Source organism: Chryseobacterium sp. SSA4.19 (assembly GCF_022601875.1).
In the GTDB taxonomy this organism is placed as follows: domain Bacteria; phylum Bacteroidota; class Bacteroidia; order Flavobacteriales; family Weeksellaceae; genus Chryseobacterium.
Genome location: NZ_JAKVIP010000001.1, coordinates 99,936 through 116,578 on the forward strand (window position 1 = coordinate 99,936; position 16,643 = coordinate 116,578).

A 16,643-nucleotide genomic window follows, 5' to 3' on the forward strand; every position below is an offset into this window, starting at 1 on the left:
AATTTAAATTACAGATTTGAGTGAGCCATTTGCCATGACGGATTCCATCATGGTAAATTTACCCATCAATCTAAAAACAAAGATAACAAAAAAACTACCCAAAAGATGAGTAGTTTTTATATTGTAAATAAAGTGGAGATTATTTCTTCAAATAACCGTCTACTTCGTCTGCATTCATTACTTTTTCGTCAAAAACGTAAGCTCCTGATTTAGAAGACTTCACCATTTTCACAACTTTAGTCATTTTTTTTGACTGTCCGCTTTGTAGGGTTGCTACTACTTTCTTTGCCATGGTAAATTATATTTTATAAATTACTTGATTTCTTTATGAACTGTAACTTTCTTAAGAACAGAATTGTATTTTTTCAATTCTAATCTTTCAGTTGTATTCTTTTTATTTTTTGTAGAAATGTATCTTGACATTCCCGGCATACCGCTTTCTTTATGCTCTGTACATTCAAGGATTACTTGAACTCTGTTTCCTTTTTTTGCCATGATTTAGTTCTTTTTAATCAATCCGTTTCTAGTCGCTCTTTCAATAGCTTCTTCGATTCCAATTTTGTTAATCACTCTCAATCCATGAGCTGATACTTTCAGTGTTACGTGCTTATCTTGCTCCGGAAGGTAAAATTTCTTCTCTAATAAGTTAATTTCAAAACGACGCTTCGTTTTGTTATTAGCGTGAGAAACGTTGTTACCAACCATTGCACGCTTTCCTGTTATTTGGCAAATTCTTGACATATCTCGATGTTCTTATTTGTACTATAATATTTGAGAGTGCAAAATAACGAAGAATTTTTCAGATAGACAAATATTTTAGAAAATTATTTGCAATAAATTATACATTTACGTACTCCGATAACTTCTTTAAATTTTAAATAAAAATTGTCTTTAAATTTTGTAGAACATATTAGTTTTTAAAACTATAAGCAGTATTGATAAAGATTTTTCGCATGCAAATATTTAAATATTTTCAGAAAATTCAACACTTTTTTCTGTGATTAATAAACATTTTTAAAATAATCCGGGTATTGAAAAAAACTTTTAGAATTTTATTTTTTTATCAAATCTTAGGTTCTTTTTTTATTTTGTCCTGGAACCATTTAATCAGAAAATAAAACAACAGAAAGCCTAAAGCGAATATTGAAAATCTTGAAAGAAGATCTCCGGCTCTTGTATAAAAAGTAAGGTCATCATAGAGATTTATTTTGGCAAATAAGGCCGTTTTATCTCCATAAAAAGTATCTTCTGCAATTTCTCCTTTTGCATTAATATGTGCGGAAATTCCGCTGTTGGCGGCTCGTGCGATTTCTCTTCTGGTTTCGATGGCTCTTAATTTAGCATAAGATAAAAGCTGCTTATGACCTTCGGTTACACCCCACCAGGAATCGTTGGTCATAATGGCGAGGAAATTGGCACCTTTTTTTACATAATCGGTTGTGAATTCTCCATAAATACTTTCATAACAGATAATAGGGGCAATTTTTCCTTTATTGAAAGGATTCGCAAAAGCAACCCTTTCCTTGTCTGTTCCCAACGAAGCGACTGTTCCTCCCAAGTTGATCATGGCATCGCCTAAAATCGGTTTTAAATAATTCATGTAAGGAAATATTTCCACACCGGGAACAAGCTTGCCTTTATGGTAAACTTCCACTTTTTGATCTGGGATTACCTGAACTGCTGAATTGAAGCTTTCTACCCAAAGTTTCGGATTCAACTGGTAAGCCTCCTGCGGTAAATTTTTTGTACTGGTATAAAACCGGTGTGACGAAATTCCTGTTGCAAAAACGGAGCCGGGATGTTTAGATAAGAATTCTTTGAGGTTATTTAAGATGATGCTCTTTTCAAAAGCCGTTTCAGAAATAGAGCCTCTTCCGGGAAGTGCAGTCTCAGGAGCAATATAATAATCTATTTTGCCTTTTGAATGAAGTTCGGCAAGGCTTAGCAGATCATTTTCGATAACCATGCTGTCCTTCGCATATTTTTCAGAATACGGATCAAGGTCGGGCTGAAGCATCAGGACATTTACGCTGCCGATGGGCTTTTCATTGAAATTATTATATTTAATTACCGAAATGATCATCGGGATTATGATTAACGCAGCAACAAGTGAAGCGTTTTTAATTAAGTCTTTCCTTTTTCTTCCTGCTTCCCATGTTCTTACGGTATAAAAGATGAACACATTGATCAGCAGGATCCAGAAGCTGCCGCCTGTGGCTCCCAGCGTATCGTACCATTGGATTATTTTCGGATAATCGGAAAATACATTTCCAAGGTTAAGCCATGGCCAGGTCAGTTGCCAGCCTAAGTGGAATTTTTCAAAGCTCATCCAGATGGCAATTAAAAATGCCAGACCCCAATAAGTTCCCTGTGCATTTTTATACCAGTGATAACACTGGAAAACGAGTGAGTAAAGAAATGAATTGACTAAAACCGGAAAGACTACAGCCATCATAGAATGGCTTCCGTCAGGGTTTTTTGATCCGTACAGCCAACCTGTAGTCACGATATTCCAGATGACAAAGCATAGATAGGACAGCCCGAAAACAACCCAGCTTTTTCTATCGTAATCTGAAAACTTTGAAACACCGTGTTCCATCATTAAAAGCGGAACGAGAGCAAAAAATATAAAAAACGGAACACCGTAGGTCGGCCAGGATATAGCCAGCAGCATTGCCGAAATGAGCGTAAGCAAGATGTATTTCATTACATTTATTTAATACACAAATTTACTATTTTTGAAACGAATAAACCTTCAAGTGATGATAAAGAAATTATACAGAATTATTATTGTTCCTTATGTTTTGTTTTTACTGTATCTCATGTTTGCAGGAATGGGAAGGACTCAGTATAAAGATAACATGTTAACCATAAAACCCATATTTTCAACCATAAGCTTTATTAAAGAAGCCTCTTCCTGGAAAGATATTGTGATCATTGTCCTTGGGAATATTGTAATGTTTATTCCTTTCGGTTTTTTAGGCTGGATTTTTCTTAGCCTAAAGGATCTGAAAGCATTGCTTTTTACTTTTATTTCGGCCATCACCATCATTGAAGCCCTTCAGTATTTTACCAGGATGGGAATTTTTGAAATAGATGATATTATCCTCAATACTTTTGGAGCATACTTGGGATTTTTGTTCTGTCAGTACATTGAAGGAAAGCTTCAGGCTTCATTTTATCATGATAAAATAAGATGGAGATAGTTTAATTATTTACATTATATAATATTCACTTCTCTTTCCAGTTCAATTCCGAACTTTTCCATCACAGAATCAATAATCATGGCCGAAAAATCAAAAATTTCTTTACCGGTCGCATTTCCGGTTGCGTTGATAATAACGAGAGATTGTAATTGATGGGAAGCTACATTGCCGATTTGTTTTCCTTTCCACCCGCATTGTTCAATAAGCCATCCGGCGGGAACCTTTACAAAATCTCCGTTCGGATACCCTTGAATATTTTTAAATTTCTGCTGCAGTTCTTCAAATTGGATCAGTGGAATAGCAGGATTTTTAAAGAAGCTTCCTGCGTTTCCTGTTTTTTTAGGATCTGGGAGTTTGCTTTGCCTGATCTTAATCACTGCTTTTGAAATATCCTGAATTGTAGGATGCATAATGTTTAATTTTTCCAATTCGGATTGTATGGCTCCGTATGACGTCTTAAGCTGGTGATTTTTTCTTGTTAAGGTAAAAGAGACCTCTAAAATTACATATTTTCCTTTTCCTTCCTGTTTGAAAACAGAATCCCTGTAGCCGAACCGGCATTGTTCACGATTAAAGGTTTCCAGCTGAAGGTTTTCTAAATTAAGAACGGTGCAGCTTACAAAGGTGTCTTTGATCTCAACTCCGTATGCCCCGATATTCTGCATCGGGGAAGTTCCTACATTTCCCGGAATCAGGGAAAGGTTTTCCATGCCACCGTAATCTTTTTCCAGGCAGAACAATACGAATTCATGCCAGTTTTCCCCTGCTTTTACCGTAAGCAAAACTTCATTGTCGTTGATTAAATCTTCATGAATACCTTTTAAATTTAACCGGATAGCCAGTCCTTCAAAATCCTGGGTTAGCAGGATGTTGCTTCCGCCGCCCAGGAAAAGGAGGGGAAGGGTTCGGGTAGCAGGTGTATTCAAGGCTTCCAGCAATTCCTCAACAGAAGAAACTTCAGTGAAATAGTGTGCTTTTGCATCTATACCAAATGTATTGTAAGGTTTAAGTGAAAAATTTTCGTGCATCATTTTTTTGTATTTCTGCAGAGCAATGTTTGAACCTGGATTAAGGTGTTTTAAAAACAATGTGAAGTCAAAGAATGTCGGATCCAATCCGTTTACATCCTGTTTGTATCTGGACTGATATGAATAGAAGTGATCTTTGAGTTTTTTAAGAAACTAACGAAAAAAATATGACAGCAATAAAATTGAGACCAAATGTGAAGCCTGGGATTTTACTGCTGCCGTATTATTATGTAAATTAATGAGTGAATTCTAGATTATATTTTACCAGCGCATCTTTCAAAATAGCTGCACTTCTTTTTAAGTCTTCCTCTTTTAAAACGTAAGCGATTCTTACCTGTTTTTTACCCAGTTCAGGATTGCTGTAAAATCCTCCTGCCGGAGCGACCATGATGGTTTCATTTTGATTTGAATAGCTTTCCAGCAGCCATTGTGCGAATTTTTCAGTATCGTCAACAGGAAGCTCTGCAACACAATAGAAAGCACCTTTCGGTTTCGGACAGATCACTCCCGGAATCGCATTCAGTAAGTCAACCAGAACATTTCTTCTGTGGGTATATTCTTCTCTTACTGCTCTGATATAAGCGCCGTCATTCTGGTGTGCAGCAGTAGCGGCAATCTGCCCCAAAAGAACAGGACTCAGCCTGGCTTGTGCAAAAAGCATGGCAGCATCGTGGATTTTCTTGGAACGGGTAATCATGCATCCTATTCTTACGCCACACATGGAATAACGCTTTGATTCTGAATCAATGATGATGCAGTTTTCTGCCAGTTCAGGAAAGGCAAGCATGGAAATCTGCTGTTTGCCGTCATATACATATTCCCTGTATACTTCATCAGAGATAATAACAATATCATATTTTAAAGCAATTTCTGCTAACTTCTGCAGTTCTTCACGAGTATAAAGATAACCGGTAGGATTTCCCGGGTTACAGATGACAATAGCTCTTGTTCTTGCAGTAATTTTTTTCTCAAATTCTTCAATCGGAGGAAGTGCAAAACCGGTATCAATAGTAGACGGTACTGCCACCACATTCACATTGAAAGTACTTGTAAAGCCATTATAGTTGGCATAATACGGCTCAGGGATGATTACTTCATCACCATCATCGCACAATGTTGAGATGGCAAAATTCAATGCTTCAGAGCCTCCGTTCGTAACAATGAAATTATCTGGCGTAAGGTCTGTAAAATCCAATGAATGGTAATATTCCGTAAGGGCCTGACGGTATTCCAGATTACCTTCGGAAAGTGCATATTCCAGGACTTTTAAATCAATATTCTTTAATGCGTTAAGAGCCGTTTCCGGAGTTTCGATATCAGGCTGTCCGATATTCAGGTGGTATACTTTTATTCCTTTCTGTTTTGCATTAATAGCAAAAGGAACCAGTTTTCTTACCGGCGACGGCGGCATATGGAGTGCTCTGTTTGAAATATTCGGCATTGTTCAAAAATTTGTATGGCAAAAATAGGATTTAATTTCGCAATATTAAAATAAAGCAGGTAAAGAAACCGATACAGCTGTATTTTCAATCTTACGAGTGATACTATTATTATTTTAATGATTCAAGGAATACATTTGGTATTAATTCCTGAAAAAAGAAGTCTCTCTGATATTTAAAAAATAATTGTCAATTAAATTTTGTTAATTTGACAATTATTAAAAGTCTACATATGCAGATCCAGGCTGTTTCATTAGAAGATTATCTGTCAAAGATTCCTGAGGAAAGACGTGATATTTTCAGAAAGATATTTGATACCGTTAATAATCATTTACCGGAAGGGTTTATCCAGAATGTAAGTTCAGGAATGATCGGCTGGGGCTTTCCATTGGAAATTTATCCTGCCGGCTATCACTGTACTCCGGGTTCACCGCTGCCGTTTATATCGCTGGCTTCCCAGAAAAATTTTGTTGCCCTCTATCATATGGGAATGTATGCAAAGCCTGAACTGCTAAACTGGTTCACGGAAGAATTTCCAAAATATTCCAAAAGGAAATTAGATATGGGGAAATCCTGTATACGTTTCAAAAAAATGGATGATATTCCTTTGGAACTGCTGGCTGCGTTAAGTGAAAAAATGACTGTGGAAGAATGGGTGGAAGTTTATGAAAGCAATTTTAAAAAATAGGCTTTTGAAGAACATATTTTCTTTTATTTTTCTTTTAATCTTTCTGCTAAGCTGTAAGAATGCGCAATTTTCAGAACTGAGAAACGGCGACCTGCTTTTCGTAACTGCAAAAGAAACGGGACTTTCCGGAGCCATTAATAATGTTACCCAAAAACAGGAGCATGCTTCGTTCGATCATATCGGAATCGTAGAAAAGAACAGGCATGGTTTTTTTGTGCTTCATGCAGCACCGAAAGGAGGTTCACAAAGACAGGAAATCAGAGGTTTTGTGAAGAGCCATACTTATGAAGGGCAAAATATCATAGTATACCGCTTGCTGCCTCAATACAGGCAGGCAATCCCTTCAGCTGTTGAAAATGCCAATTTAATGTTGGGAAAACCATATAATTTCAATTATATTTTAGATGAAAATTCTTATTACTGTTCAGATTTTATTGAAAGAGCATTCCGGAAAGACCATATTTTCAAACTGGAACCTATGACATTCATCGATCCGAAAACCGGTGCTACAAATACTTTCTGGAAAGAATTCTATCAAAAGAAAAATCTAAAAGTTCCCGAAGGTGAGCCTGGCTGTAATCCTAATGGTCTAGCAGCTTCCGAAAAGCTGGAAAGAATAAAGAAGTTAAAATAAACACATCAAAATAGCAAAGTCTGATGTATACTTTTCTTGTTTAATACAGTTAATCAGATAGAGCCCAAACGTAAGTTGATAAAATTTTAAGATCAAATATAAATTATTATCCTACTATTTTTGTAGACTAATAAAATTTTATATTTTTGTCAGGCATTTGATGATGTATCGTCGAATGATATGAATATTTTCTTAAAAAAGATTTTATGGCAGCAACTTCTCAAAACATTCAGGGTGTACAATCCAATTTAAATCTTCCAAAGAAAGAACTGATCCTTGAAATTGAACTGAACGGGAAGATGAAATTTGAATATCTGATGGATGTTATTTATCGCCAATTGGGAATTTGCCATAAAGTATTGTCCGTAAATGTTGAATATATCAATGGAAGAAGCTTTGGATCTGTTCAGCTGTATCTTAATATTAATTCCGCCGATTTTGAACAGCTGGAATATTATCTCTATCAAAACAAGCTTTTGAGCACAACGGTAGAATATGTCTGCAGAAAATACCTATAACCTGAATTCATAGTTTTAATAATATAAAGCGGCTGTCAGATAGTTCTGACAGCCGCTTGTTTTCCATTGAAACAGAAAATCAGCAGTGGATTTTCATCATTAAATTCTTTCTATATCAGCGCCGATTGCTTTTAATCTTCCGTCAATATTTTCGTATCCTCTGTCTATTTGCTCGATATTGTGGATGATCGATTTTCCTTCTGCGGAAAGGGCTGCGATGAGAAGGGCATTTCCTGCTCTGATGTCCGGAGAAACCATAGTGGTTCCCCTTAATGGAGATTCCTGGTTAAGACCGATCACCGTTGCCCTGTGCGGATCGCAAAGAATGATCTGTGCGCCCATATCAATGAGTTTATCCACAAAAAACAATCTGGATTCAAACATTTTCTGGTGAATCAGAAGGCTTCCTTTTGCCTGGGTTGCCACTACTAAAATGATGGATAAAAGATCCGGTGTGAATCCCGGCCATGGAGCATCAGAGATAGTAAGAATAGAGCCGTCGATGAATTTCTGGATTTTGTAATTTTCCTGAGCCGGAATATAAATGTCATCGTTGCTCTGTTCAAGCTCAATGCCTAATTTCCTGAAAGTATTGGGAATAACACCCAGCTGGTTCCAGTTGACATTTTTAATAGTGATTTCAGATTTTGTCATTGCTGCAAGTCCGATCCATGATCCTATTTCAACCATATCAGGAAGCATGGTATGTTCAGTTCCGTGAAGATATTCCACGCCTTCGATGGTCAGCAAATTGGACCCAATCCCTGAAATCTGGGCTCCCATTCTGTTCAGCATCTTGCAGAGCTGCTGAAGATAAGGTTCGCAGGCTGCGTTATAAATCCTGGTTTTTCCTTTTGCCAAAGCTGCTGCCATGACAATATTGGCCGTTCCTGTTACAGAAGCTTCTTCCAGCAGAATAAATTTTCCATTAAGCTCCGTTGCTTTTAATGAATAAAAATATTCTTCTTCGTCATAATTGAATTCTGCACCGAGTTCTACAAGTCCCTGAAAGTGAGTATCTAACCTTCTTCTTCCTATTTTGTCACCACCGGGAGTCGGCATATAAGCCTCACCGTACCGGGCAAGCATCGGGCCCATCAGCATAATGGAGCCTCTCAGTTTGGCTCCGTCTTTTTTGAACTCATTGGATTTGATATAATCGAAATTAACATTATCAGCTTTAAACGTATAATCACCCTGCCCGTTTTTGGTTACTTTTACTCCAAAGTCACCAAGAATCTCAATCAGTCTGTTCACATCATGGATATCCGGAATATTTTTGATCCTGACTTCTTCATCAGTTAATAAAACGGCACAAAGGATCTGAAGAGCTTCATTTTTTGCTCCTTGTGGAGTGATTTCACCTTGCAGTCTTTTCCCTCCTCTTATCTGAAATGTTCCACTCATGTCTACTTTCTGTTTTTATGATTGTTGTTGCTGTTATTGTTATGCCTTCTTTTGTTATTGGACTGGTTATTTCTGTTGGTGTTGCTTCGGTTGTTGTTATTGTTATTGCCGTTTCTGTTGCTGTTGCTCGTATAATATATCTTGCTCTTTTCCAGACTGTCGATTCCCGTAAGATCCAGCCTGTTTTCGGAAAGTTCTTTCAGGTGACGGAAAATCACATCATCCGTTACATGCTCTTTATTATAGACGTTGTAAGATTTCTTCATATTATTGGCAATGACCTCAATCAGGGCCTCTTTTTCGTCGCCCTGTTCAAGCTCTATTGCTTTTTCTATTAACTGAAGGATACTTTTACCGTAAAATTTAAAATCTCCCTGGAGTTTAGGGTATTCCATTCTTTTCGGCTTTTCAGCAAGCTGTTCCCTGGTAGGGAACGGATAAGGGGAATCAACATCCAGTTCATATTCAGCCAGAATAAAAAGGTGGTCCCAAAGTTTATGTTTGTAATTTTCTTCGTCGCGCAACTGCGGGTTTCTCTGACCCATAAAATCAATAATTGCCATCGCCATTTCGTTTCTTTCTTCTTTTGTAGAAAGCTCTTTGCAACGTTCAACCAACTGTTGGATAATTCTGCCATATTCAGGCAAATGAAGCTGGGTTTTTTGGGTATTGTATTCCATAGTCTGCAAATATATGCAATAATGGAAAAAATGTACCGAAAATCTTAAAGTTTATAATTTTTTAATGAAAATTTTAAGATGCAATTGTTAATCTAATTTTAAAAGCTAAAATAATATTTCACGATTGCAAGATTTTATTGAATAAAGTGTAATTTAGATAATGGTTTAATAATTAAAACTTTAGTTATGAAAAAAATACATTATCTTTTTATACTGCTGGCAGCAGGTCTTATCACGTCATGCCAAAGCAATGATGAAATAACGGCTGAATCCCGTAAACAGCAGGAAGTTCATGATAAAACTATATTGGTAACCCATCATGACGGCAGACCATTCAATACGGGAACGTCTGAATATGGGAAATTTTTTGCCGGACCCGGAGGAAGTGTTTTAATGCAGGGTTTTTATTGGGATGTCCCGGCCGGTGGGAACTGGTGGAATACCGTAAAAGAAAAACTGGCCGGTTGGTCTGATGCAGGAATTGGAGCAGTCTGGTTACCACCGGCATCAAAAGCTCAGAACGGAGCCTACTCAATGGGATATGATCCTACAGATTATTATGATTTCGGAAACTATGACCAGAACGGTACCGTGGAAACCAGATTTGGTTCAAGAACGGAACTTGAAGCATTAATTACAAAAGCCCATGCCGAAAATATGCAGGTGTATGCAGACATTGTGATCAATCATAACAGTGGGGGACAGTCAGAATACAACCCGTACGTAGGATCAAATACCTGGACAAATTTTTCAGGCGTAGCTTCAGGAAAATTTCCCAGAAGTTATAATGATTTTTATAAAAATGCCTATGGCAATAACGATGAAGGTGCTTTTGGGGGCTTTCCGGATCTTTGTCATGCGAATCCGTATGTTCAGGACTGGCTTTGGGGAAGAGATGATTCCGTAGGGAAATATTATAAAAATATCATGAAATTTGACGGCTGGCGGTTTGATTATGTCAAAGGTTTCGGAGCGTGGGTGGTGAACAGCTGGAATTCTAATGTTGGTGGATTTTCTGTCGGGGAATTATGGGATTCCAATGTGAATACATTAGAATCATGGGCAAATAATGCAAACAGTTCTGTTTTTGACTTTGCCGCATATTACAAAATGGATGAAGCTTTTGATAACGGAAATTTAAATGTTTTAAACGATGATATGATGTGGAAAAGAAACCCTTTTAAAGCTGTCACATTTGTTGCTAATCACGATACCGATATTATTAATAATAAGATGCCAGCGTATGCTTATATTCTTACCCATGAAGGTTATCCTACTATTTTTTACCGGGATTACGAAGAATGGCTGAATAAAGAGCGCCTCAACAACCTGATTTGGATTCACAACAATAAAGCAACGGGAACAACTTCAATTCTCTACACTGATAATGATGAATATATTGCAAGAAGAAACGGCTATAACGGAAATCCGGGCCTGGTGGTGTATATCAATACTTCTTCAAATTGGCAGGAGAGATGGATACAGACCAACTGGGCGAATCAGCAGATTAAAGACTTTACAGGAAGCTCAGGCTGGTATCCGACCACGCAGAACGATAAATGGGTAAAAATCCAGTGTGCACCGAATTCTTACTCTGTATGGTCACTGAACCAATAATATGTTAAAGCACCTCACGTAAAAACTAAAGGACTGCTTCAACAAATGAAACAGTCCTTTAATTATCTCTGATAGCGATTAAACAAAAATTCGAAAAGTAATAATCCTTGTTGATCCCTATTTTTATGGGATTCAGACTTGAATAAATTTCTTTCTTTGGTGAGGAGTTGGCAGATAGCATTTCTGATTAGCCAGCTTCATTCTGTTCTCTGAAACGGTATCATATACCTTATCACTCAAAAATTTCGGAATAAGTTTTGCAACGGCAGAGATCTTATAAATGCCTCCAAGCAGATGGGCTATTTCTAAAACAGCTCTGGATTTTTCGAGATAATATGAATCAGGTTTCCATAAATACATCGTATTGAAAACCTTGGTATTCAGTCCTCTTTCAGATAAAAATTTCTGGCCGAATTCAGACTGAAGAGAAGCAAACATAAACTGATCCTTTTTATCACGTTCCAGGATCCATTGTACCCAGAAATTACACACTCCGCAGTCTCCGTCAAAAAATACGATATATTTATTCTGTAGGTCCCTCTCCATACTCATAATGTTTAAAATGACATTTTACGTTCTGTTTCTTTTTTCTCCCTTTTAAAGTAATCCGTCAGGAGCTTCCTCTGTTGATCAGTCAGCTTAGCATCCTGATGTCCTATAAAATAAGATTCCAAAGGCATTTCTTTCTTTTCAATCATTTCTATACATTCCTGCAATTTATGTGCCTGTATTTTAGGTTCATAAACGGCAAAGGTTGAAAAATTGAACTCCTTTCTTCCTTCATCAATATGATTTTTCAGTATCCATGAAAAAGGTGCAACATTAGAATACCATGGATACTTTGTTTCATTAGAATGGCAATCATAGCATGAATTGCTAATGATGGTAGAAATTTGCGACGGAGTATCCTTTATCCTTAAAAAATCCATTCCGGGTGTAGGGACAGGATTGGTTTTGTCAATCGGAAAAAACTGCATTATGATAAATATGACGAGGAGGATGACCAATACTTTTTTCATATTAAAAATTCATGTTTATTAACATATAAATATAATTAATTTTAATGATATGAAATATAGAGTATGAATTAGGGACATCCTTAATTTAAAATTTATGATTAAAATTGAAATTCTGTATTGATTATTCTACGAAGTTGTTTAAACTTATTTAGGGAAAAAAAGTTCCGAGAAAATTAGCAATTTTGGATTGCAATTTAAAAAGACTAATAATCTGGAACTCATCAGCAAAGATAAAGTAGAGAAATGGATTTTACCCCATTTAAGCAAAGGAAAACGAGGATTTTCTACAAAGTTTGACCTGGTAAAAATAATTCAGACCATTGTAAAACGGCTTAAAACCGGTTGCCAGTGGCGTGAAATTTCGTTAAAGGACTATTTTGGGGAAGAAAAAATAAGCTGGCAAAGTGTATATTATTTTTTTAATAAATGGAGCAAAGACGACAGCTTCAGAAATATTTGGGTTCATCTTTTGAATCGTAACAAAAGGTTGTTGGATCTGTCGTGTGTTTAATTGGATGGAAGTCAAACCCGATGCAGAATGGGCGGCGAATCAACCGCATATCAAAGCAGGAAGTCTGCGAAAACAAGCAATATGATTTTTCTGTGCGACAATCATGGTCAAATGCTTTCGATGGGAAATCCCAGAAGCGGAAATCATCACGATTTATATGAAATAGAAGATGTTCTGGGCGAGATTATTGAAATTTTGTCCGAAGCAGAAATCTCTCATAAAGGTCTTTTTTTAAATGCAGATTCAGGATTTGACAGTGAAAATTTAAGGCAGAAATTAGAAATGGAGGAAATAGTGGGCAACATCAAAACCAATCCCCGAAATGGAAAAAAAACAGATAATGCTCACTACTTTGATGAAAAATTGTATGAAAGCAGATTTAAAATAGAGCAGGCAAATGCTTGGTTAGACGGCTTCAAAGCTTTACTTATAAGATTTGAAACATTGGATATTACTTGGAAAAGCCTGCACTTTTTAGCATTTCATTGAGACTGATCAAAAAATTAAAAGTTTAAACAACTTCTACCATAAAAGTATTAACTTAATCAAGTAATACCACATAGTAATTAATATGGTATATTATTTATTTAAGCTATCATTACGGTATTTTTAATAGATTTTATTTATATTTTAAACTTTGTAAGTTTGTCAGCACAGAATTAATTATTATCAAACATAAAAAATCAAACGACAATGGAAAAAGATTCAAATGACCTAAGCAAGTGTCCTTTCCATAATGGGACAATGAAAAAAGAAAACATAGCAGTAGCAGGTGGAGGAACTAAAAACCTTGATTGGTGGCCGGACCAGCTGCGGGTTGATATGCTGCGTCAGCATTCTTCACTTTCAAATCCTATGGGTGAAGATTTTAATTATACAGAAGCATTTAAAAATCTTGATCTTGAAGCTGTGAAAAAAGACCTTCATGATCTGATGAATGATTCCCAGGATTGGTGGCCTGCAGATTTCGGGCATTATGGCCCTTTATTCATCCGTATGGCCTGGCATAGTGCAGGAACTTACCGTGTAGGAGATGGCCGTGGCGGGGCCGGAGCAGGACAGCAACGTTTTGCACCGTTGAACAGCTGGCCGGACAATGTAAGCCTAGATAAAGCCAGAAGATTATTATGGCCCATAAAACAAAAATACGGCAGGAAAATTTCATGGGCGGATTTATTAATCCTTACCGGTAATATAGCGCTGGAATCGATGGGCTTAAAAACTTTCGGATTTGCAGGAGGCCGGGAAGATGTCTGGGAACCGGATATGGATGTGTACTGGGGCTCGGAAAAAACATGGCTGGGCGGGGATCTTCGCTATGGACACGGTTCGGATGGTGTTGTGGAAGATCGGGGCGTACTGCCGATGGATGATGATGCAGATGGCGATATTCATACAAGGGATCTTGAAAAGCCTTTGGCAGCCGTACAGATGGGTTTGATATACGTAAATCCTGAAGGCCCGGACGGAAATCCTGATCCTGTTGCGGCGGCAAAAGATATCCGTGATACTTTCGGGAGGATGGCAATGAATGATGAAGAGACGGTAGCATTAATTGCAGGAGGTCACACGTTCGGGAAAACCCACGGCGCAGGGCCTGCCGATCATGTAGGTAAGGAGCCTGAAGCAGCAGGAATTGAAGCGCAGGGCTTTGGCTGGAACAGTACCTATAAATCAGGAAAGGGTCCGGATGCGATTTCCAGCGGGCTGGAAGTTACCTGGACTGAGACCCCTACCGAATGGAGCAATCATTTTTTTAAAAATCTTTTTGAGCATGAATGGGAACTTACTAAAAGCCCGGCCGGAGCCCATCAATGGGTTGCAAAGAATGCGGAAGAAATTATTCCGGATGCTTTTGATCCGAATAAAAAACACCGGCCGACCATGCTGACAACCGATTTGTCGTTGAGGTTTGATCCGGTTTATGAAAAAATTTCAAGAAAATTTTATGACAATCCTGATGAGTTTGCCGATGCTTTTGCCAGAGCATGGTTCAAGCTTACCCACAGAGATATGGGACCGAAAGCCCGTTATCTTGGTCCTGATGTGCCTTCGGAAGAACTCATCTGGCAGGATCCTGTTCCGGAGGTTGATCATGTGCTTGTTAATAATTCGGATATTGAAGCGTTGAAGTTAAAAATAACAGATTCAGGATTAACTGTCTCCGAAATGGTTTCAACGGCTTGGGCATCCGCATCCACATTCAGGGGAAGTGATAAAAGAGGCGGTGCCAACGGTGCCAGAATCCGCCTGGCTCCACAGAAGGATTGGGCAGTTAATAACCCGGTACAGCTTCAGAAAGTATTAGGCATTTTAGAGAATATTCAGAAAGATTTCAATGAAACACAGACAGGCGGTAAAAAAGTTTCGATGGCGGATCTGATTGTTCTTGCCGGAAGTGCCGGTGTTGAAAAGGCGGCTAAAGATGCAGGACACCAATTGATCGTTTCTTTTGCTCCGGGAAGGATAGATGCCTCTCAGGAACAGACAGATGTAGAAGCGATGAACTATCTTGAGCCTGTAGCCGACGGTTTCAGAAATTACCTGCAGAAAAAGTTTTCCGTTTCTACAGAGTCTTTATTAATTGACAAAGCACAGCTGCTAACACTTACCGCTCCTGAACTTACGGTATTGATAGGAGGAATGCGGGCCATGCATGCAAATTTTGATGGTTCACGACATGGCATCTTTACAGAACGTCCGGGTGTGCTCACCAATGATTTTTTTGTTAATCTGTTAGATATGAGTACTCAGTGGAAAGCGGCTTCTCCTGATAACGAACTGTATGAAGGAACAGACCGTAAAACAGGAGAAAAAAAATGGACAGCCACCCGTGCGGATCTTGTTTTCGGTTCAAACGCTGAGCTGAGAGCCATTGCTGAAGTCTATGCAAGTTCTGATGCTCAGGAGAAATTTGTAAATGATTTTATTTCTGCCTGGGTAAAAGTTATGAATGCCGATAGGTTTGATTTAAAATAGGTGATCACAGATTATTTATATACAGATCATTTATATAGACAGCGAAATGCTGTCTTTTTTATTGTTTTTTATCTAGCGTATGAAAATGTACATTTAGGAAAATACTAATACTTTACTTACCTTTTTAAACAAGTACAATTGATAAAATAAATAGCACCGGGACTCGCTTGTTATCCAGAAAATAAATAAAATTCCTTATTTCCAATAAATTATGTGTATATTTGTAAAATAATCAGGCTACTGCCACTGCTTCTGCTGAAACCATTGAGTTTGCTCTTTATTCAGTTATTGCTTTTTCAGACGCTAATTTTGTCATCAATAACAGGTGCAGTATCTTTTCTCAACTTGAATATAACATCTCAAGATTCTAAAAATACCCACATCATTTTTTGTTAACAAATAAGATTATGATTGTTTTGGTCCAATGATCAGTACAATGACAATAGTCAAAATTTATTAATACAATAATTTTATAATACATTAACAATGCAACAAGGAACAGTAAAATTCTTTAACGATACCAAAGGATTTGGTTTTATCACACCTTCAAACGGTGGTCAGGATGTTTTCGTACACACTTCAGGTTTAGTAGATACTATCCGTGAAAATGATGTCGTAACTTACGAATTACAAAACGGTGCAAAAGGCGTTAATGCAGTTAACGTGCGCATAGCATAATTGAAGAAAGGGTAACCTTTTTCTTTATTTAAAGTATAGCAGATGACATTTATTGTTATCTGCTTTTTTTGTTTGATAATTAAATGGAAGAAAATAAAGAATGCGTACAGTACAAAGAATATCTATTAAAAGCCTGTTTAATAATTATATTACTTAGGACTCAACAGCTATTGATAAATAAGAGCCTGGATATTAATAATATTCTCTTTTTTGTGGCTTAAGTAATCTTAATGAATAAT

19 protein-coding genes are annotated in these 16,643 nt (G+C 37.3%); 9 read left to right on the forward strand and 10 right to left on the reverse strand.

Annotated elements, in window-relative coordinates:
• Nucleotides 1-139 precede the first annotated feature (139 nt).
• From MKJ01_RS00440 to lnt, 4 genes are all read right to left on the reverse strand, one after another.
• On the reverse strand, nt 140-292 hold the full coding sequence (locus MKJ01_RS00440; RefSeq protein WP_082140648.1) for a DUF4295 domain-containing protein: 153 nt from the start codon (nt 290-292) through the stop codon (nt 140-142).
• Between the two features lie 20 nt (nt 293-312).
• Nucleotides 313-495 (reverse strand): 50S ribosomal protein L33, encoded by a 183-nt coding sequence (rpmG, locus tag MKJ01_RS00445; RefSeq protein ID WP_056216154.1) that lies wholly within the window; start codon nt 493-495, stop codon nt 313-315.
• 3 nt (nt 496-498) lie between these two features.
• Nucleotides 499-741 (reverse strand): 50S ribosomal protein L28, encoded by a 243-nt coding sequence (gene rpmB, locus MKJ01_RS00450; RefSeq protein WP_002976757.1) that lies wholly within the window; start codon nt 739-741, stop codon nt 499-501.
• Between the two features lie 322 nt (nt 742-1,063).
• Complete coding sequence (gene lnt / locus MKJ01_RS00455; RefSeq protein ID WP_241610886.1) at nt 1,064-2,707, reverse strand: apolipoprotein N-acyltransferase; 1,644 nt, start codon at nt 2,705-2,707, stop codon at nt 1,064-1,066.
• A gap of 55 nt (nt 2,708-2,762) precedes the next feature.
• Here lnt and MKJ01_RS00460 point away from each other — a divergent pair, with 55 nt between their 5' ends.
• Entirely contained in the window at nt 2,763-3,206 is a 444-nt protein-coding gene (locus tag MKJ01_RS00460) for a VanZ family protein (protein WP_241610887.1), read from the forward strand.
• 14 nt (nt 3,207-3,220) lie between these two features.
• Here the strand turns inward: MKJ01_RS00460 and murB are convergent, their stop codons facing one another.
• Nucleotides 3,221-4,234: a UDP-N-acetylmuramate dehydrogenase gene (gene murB / locus MKJ01_RS00465; RefSeq protein WP_241632420.1), complete on the reverse strand. Its 1,014-nt coding sequence runs from the start codon at nt 4,232-4,234 to the stop codon at nt 3,221-3,223.
• Between the two features lie 235 nt (nt 4,235-4,469).
• Entirely contained in the window at nt 4,470-5,675 is a 1,206-nt protein-coding gene (locus MKJ01_RS00470; protein ID WP_241610890.1) for a pyridoxal phosphate-dependent aminotransferase, read from the reverse strand.
• Between the two features lie 230 nt (nt 5,676-5,905).
• Between MKJ01_RS00470 and MKJ01_RS00475 the strand changes: the two genes are divergently transcribed.
• The 3 genes from MKJ01_RS00475 (at nt 5,906) to MKJ01_RS00485 (ending at nt 7,513) form a co-directional block, all read left to right on the forward strand.
• Nucleotides 5,906-6,361: a DUF1801 domain-containing protein gene (locus MKJ01_RS00475; protein WP_241610892.1), complete on the forward strand. Its 456-nt coding sequence runs from the start codon at nt 5,906-5,908 to the stop codon at nt 6,359-6,361.
• Nucleotides 6,362-6,365: 4 nt separating this feature from the next.
• Entirely contained in the window at nt 6,366-6,995 is a 630-nt protein-coding gene (locus MKJ01_RS00480; RefSeq protein ID WP_241610894.1) for a YiiX/YebB-like N1pC/P60 family cysteine hydrolase, read from the forward strand.
• A gap of 206 nt (nt 6,996-7,201) precedes the next feature.
• Entirely contained in the window at nt 7,202-7,513 is a 312-nt protein-coding gene (locus tag MKJ01_RS00485) for a hypothetical protein (RefSeq protein ID WP_241610895.1), read from the forward strand.
• 99 nt (nt 7,514-7,612) lie between these two features.
• Here the strand turns inward: MKJ01_RS00485 and murA are convergent, their stop codons facing one another.
• Both murA and MKJ01_RS00495 read right to left on the reverse strand, forming a co-directional pair.
• Nucleotides 7,613-8,920 carry a UDP-N-acetylglucosamine 1-carboxyvinyltransferase gene (gene murA / locus MKJ01_RS00490; protein WP_241610896.1) on the reverse strand — a complete coding sequence of 436 codons (1,308 nt, stop codon included), beginning with the start codon at nt 8,918-8,920 and terminating at the stop codon, nt 7,613-7,615.
• Nucleotides 8,921-8,922: 2 nt separating this feature from the next.
• Nucleotides 8,923-9,600, reverse strand: a complete 678-nt coding sequence (locus MKJ01_RS00495; RefSeq protein WP_241610897.1) for a DUF4290 domain-containing protein — start codon at nt 9,598-9,600, stop codon at nt 8,923-8,925.
• Between the two features lie 186 nt (nt 9,601-9,786).
• On the opposite strand from MKJ01_RS00495, the gene MKJ01_RS00500 reads away from it, so the two are divergent.
• Nucleotides 9,787-11,217, forward strand: coding sequence for an alpha-amylase (locus MKJ01_RS00500; RefSeq protein ID WP_241610898.1), 1,431 nt, complete (start codon nt 9,787-9,789; stop codon nt 11,215-11,217).
• A 132-nt stretch (nt 11,218-11,349) separates the two neighbouring features.
• Here the strand turns inward: MKJ01_RS00500 and MKJ01_RS00505 are convergent, their stop codons facing one another.
• Nucleotides 11,350-11,763 (reverse strand): thiol-disulfide oxidoreductase DCC family protein, encoded by a 414-nt coding sequence (locus MKJ01_RS00505; protein WP_241610899.1) that lies wholly within the window; start codon nt 11,761-11,763, stop codon nt 11,350-11,352.
• Nucleotides 11,764-11,774: 11 nt separating this feature from the next.
• Nucleotides 11,775-12,236 carry a heme-binding domain-containing protein gene (locus MKJ01_RS00510; protein WP_241610900.1) on the reverse strand — a complete coding sequence of 154 codons (462 nt, stop codon included), beginning with the start codon at nt 12,234-12,236 and terminating at the stop codon, nt 11,775-11,777.
• A 187-nt stretch (nt 12,237-12,423) separates the two neighbouring features.
• Between MKJ01_RS00510 and MKJ01_RS00515 the strand changes: the two genes are divergently transcribed.
• From MKJ01_RS00515 to MKJ01_RS00530, 4 genes are all read left to right on the forward strand, one after another.
• Nucleotides 12,424-12,747, forward strand: coding sequence for a transposase (locus MKJ01_RS00515; RefSeq protein WP_241610901.1), 324 nt, complete (start codon nt 12,424-12,426; stop codon nt 12,745-12,747).
• 27 nt (nt 12,748-12,774) lie between these two features.
• Nucleotides 12,775-13,236, forward strand: a complete 462-nt coding sequence (locus MKJ01_RS00520; RefSeq protein ID WP_241610903.1) for a transposase — start codon at nt 12,775-12,777, stop codon at nt 13,234-13,236.
• A gap of 204 nt (nt 13,237-13,440) precedes the next feature.
• A complete protein-coding gene (katG, locus tag MKJ01_RS00525) occupies nt 13,441-15,726 on the forward strand; it encodes a catalase/peroxidase HPI (RefSeq protein WP_302850467.1) in 2,286 nt (761 codons plus the stop codon).
• Between the two features lie 486 nt (nt 15,727-16,212).
• Nucleotides 16,213-16,404: a cold-shock protein gene (locus tag MKJ01_RS00530; RefSeq protein ID WP_241610906.1), complete on the forward strand. Its 192-nt coding sequence runs from the start codon at nt 16,213-16,215 to the stop codon at nt 16,402-16,404.
• Nucleotides 16,405-16,643: the final 239 nt, after the last annotated feature.

Coding starts and splice junctions, on each gene's coding strand:
- MKJ01_RS00530 (WP_241610906.1), top strand. CDS start 16,213: ATGCAACAAGGAACAGTAAAATTCTTTAACGATACCAAAGGATTTGGT.
- rpmB (WP_002976757.1), bottom strand. CDS start 741: ATGTCAAGAATTTGCCAAATAACAGGAAAGCGTGCAATGGTTGGTAAC.
- MKJ01_RS00520 (WP_241610903.1), top strand. CDS start 12,775: ATGGGCGGCGAATCAACCGCATATCAAAGCAGGAAGTCTGCGAAAACA.
- MKJ01_RS00495 (WP_241610897.1), bottom strand. CDS start 9,600: ATGGAATACAATACCCAAAAAACCCAGCTTCATTTGCCTGAATATGGC.
- katG (WP_302850467.1), top strand. CDS start 13,441: ATGGAAAAAGATTCAAATGACCTAAGCAAGTGTCCTTTCCATAATGGG.
- MKJ01_RS00440 (WP_082140648.1), bottom strand. CDS start 292: ATGGCAAAGAAAGTAGTAGCAACCCTACAAAGCGGACAGTCAAAAAAA.
- MKJ01_RS00510 (WP_241610900.1), bottom strand. CDS start 12,236: ATGAAAAAAGTATTGGTCATCCTCCTCGTCATATTTATCATAATGCAG.
- MKJ01_RS00470 (WP_241610890.1), bottom strand. CDS start 5,675: ATGCCGAATATTTCAAACAGAGCACTCCATATGCCGCCGTCGCCGGTA.
- rpmG (WP_056216154.1), bottom strand. CDS start 495: ATGGCAAAAAAAGGAAACAGAGTTCAAGTAATCCTTGAATGTACAGAG.
- MKJ01_RS00500 (WP_241610898.1), top strand. CDS start 9,787: ATGAAAAAAATACATTATCTTTTTATACTGCTGGCAGCAGGTCTTATC.
- MKJ01_RS00485 (WP_241610895.1), top strand. CDS start 7,202: ATGGCAGCAACTTCTCAAAACATTCAGGGTGTACAATCCAATTTAAAT.
- lnt (WP_241610886.1), bottom strand. CDS start 2,707: ATGAAATACATCTTGCTTACGCTCATTTCGGCAATGCTGCTGGCTATA.
- murA (WP_241610896.1), bottom strand. CDS start 8,920: ATGAGTGGAACATTTCAGATAAGAGGAGGGAAAAGACTGCAAGGTGAA.
- MKJ01_RS00475 (WP_241610892.1), top strand. CDS start 5,906: ATGCAGATCCAGGCTGTTTCATTAGAAGATTATCTGTCAAAGATTCCT.
- MKJ01_RS00460 (WP_241610887.1), top strand. CDS start 2,763: ATGATAAAGAAATTATACAGAATTATTATTGTTCCTTATGTTTTGTTT.
- MKJ01_RS00505 (WP_241610899.1), bottom strand. CDS start 11,763: ATGGAGAGGGACCTACAGAATAAATATATCGTATTTTTTGACGGAGAC.
- murB (WP_241632420.1), bottom strand. CDS start 4,234: ATGCACGAAAATTTTTCACTTAAACCTTACAATACATTTGGTATAGAT.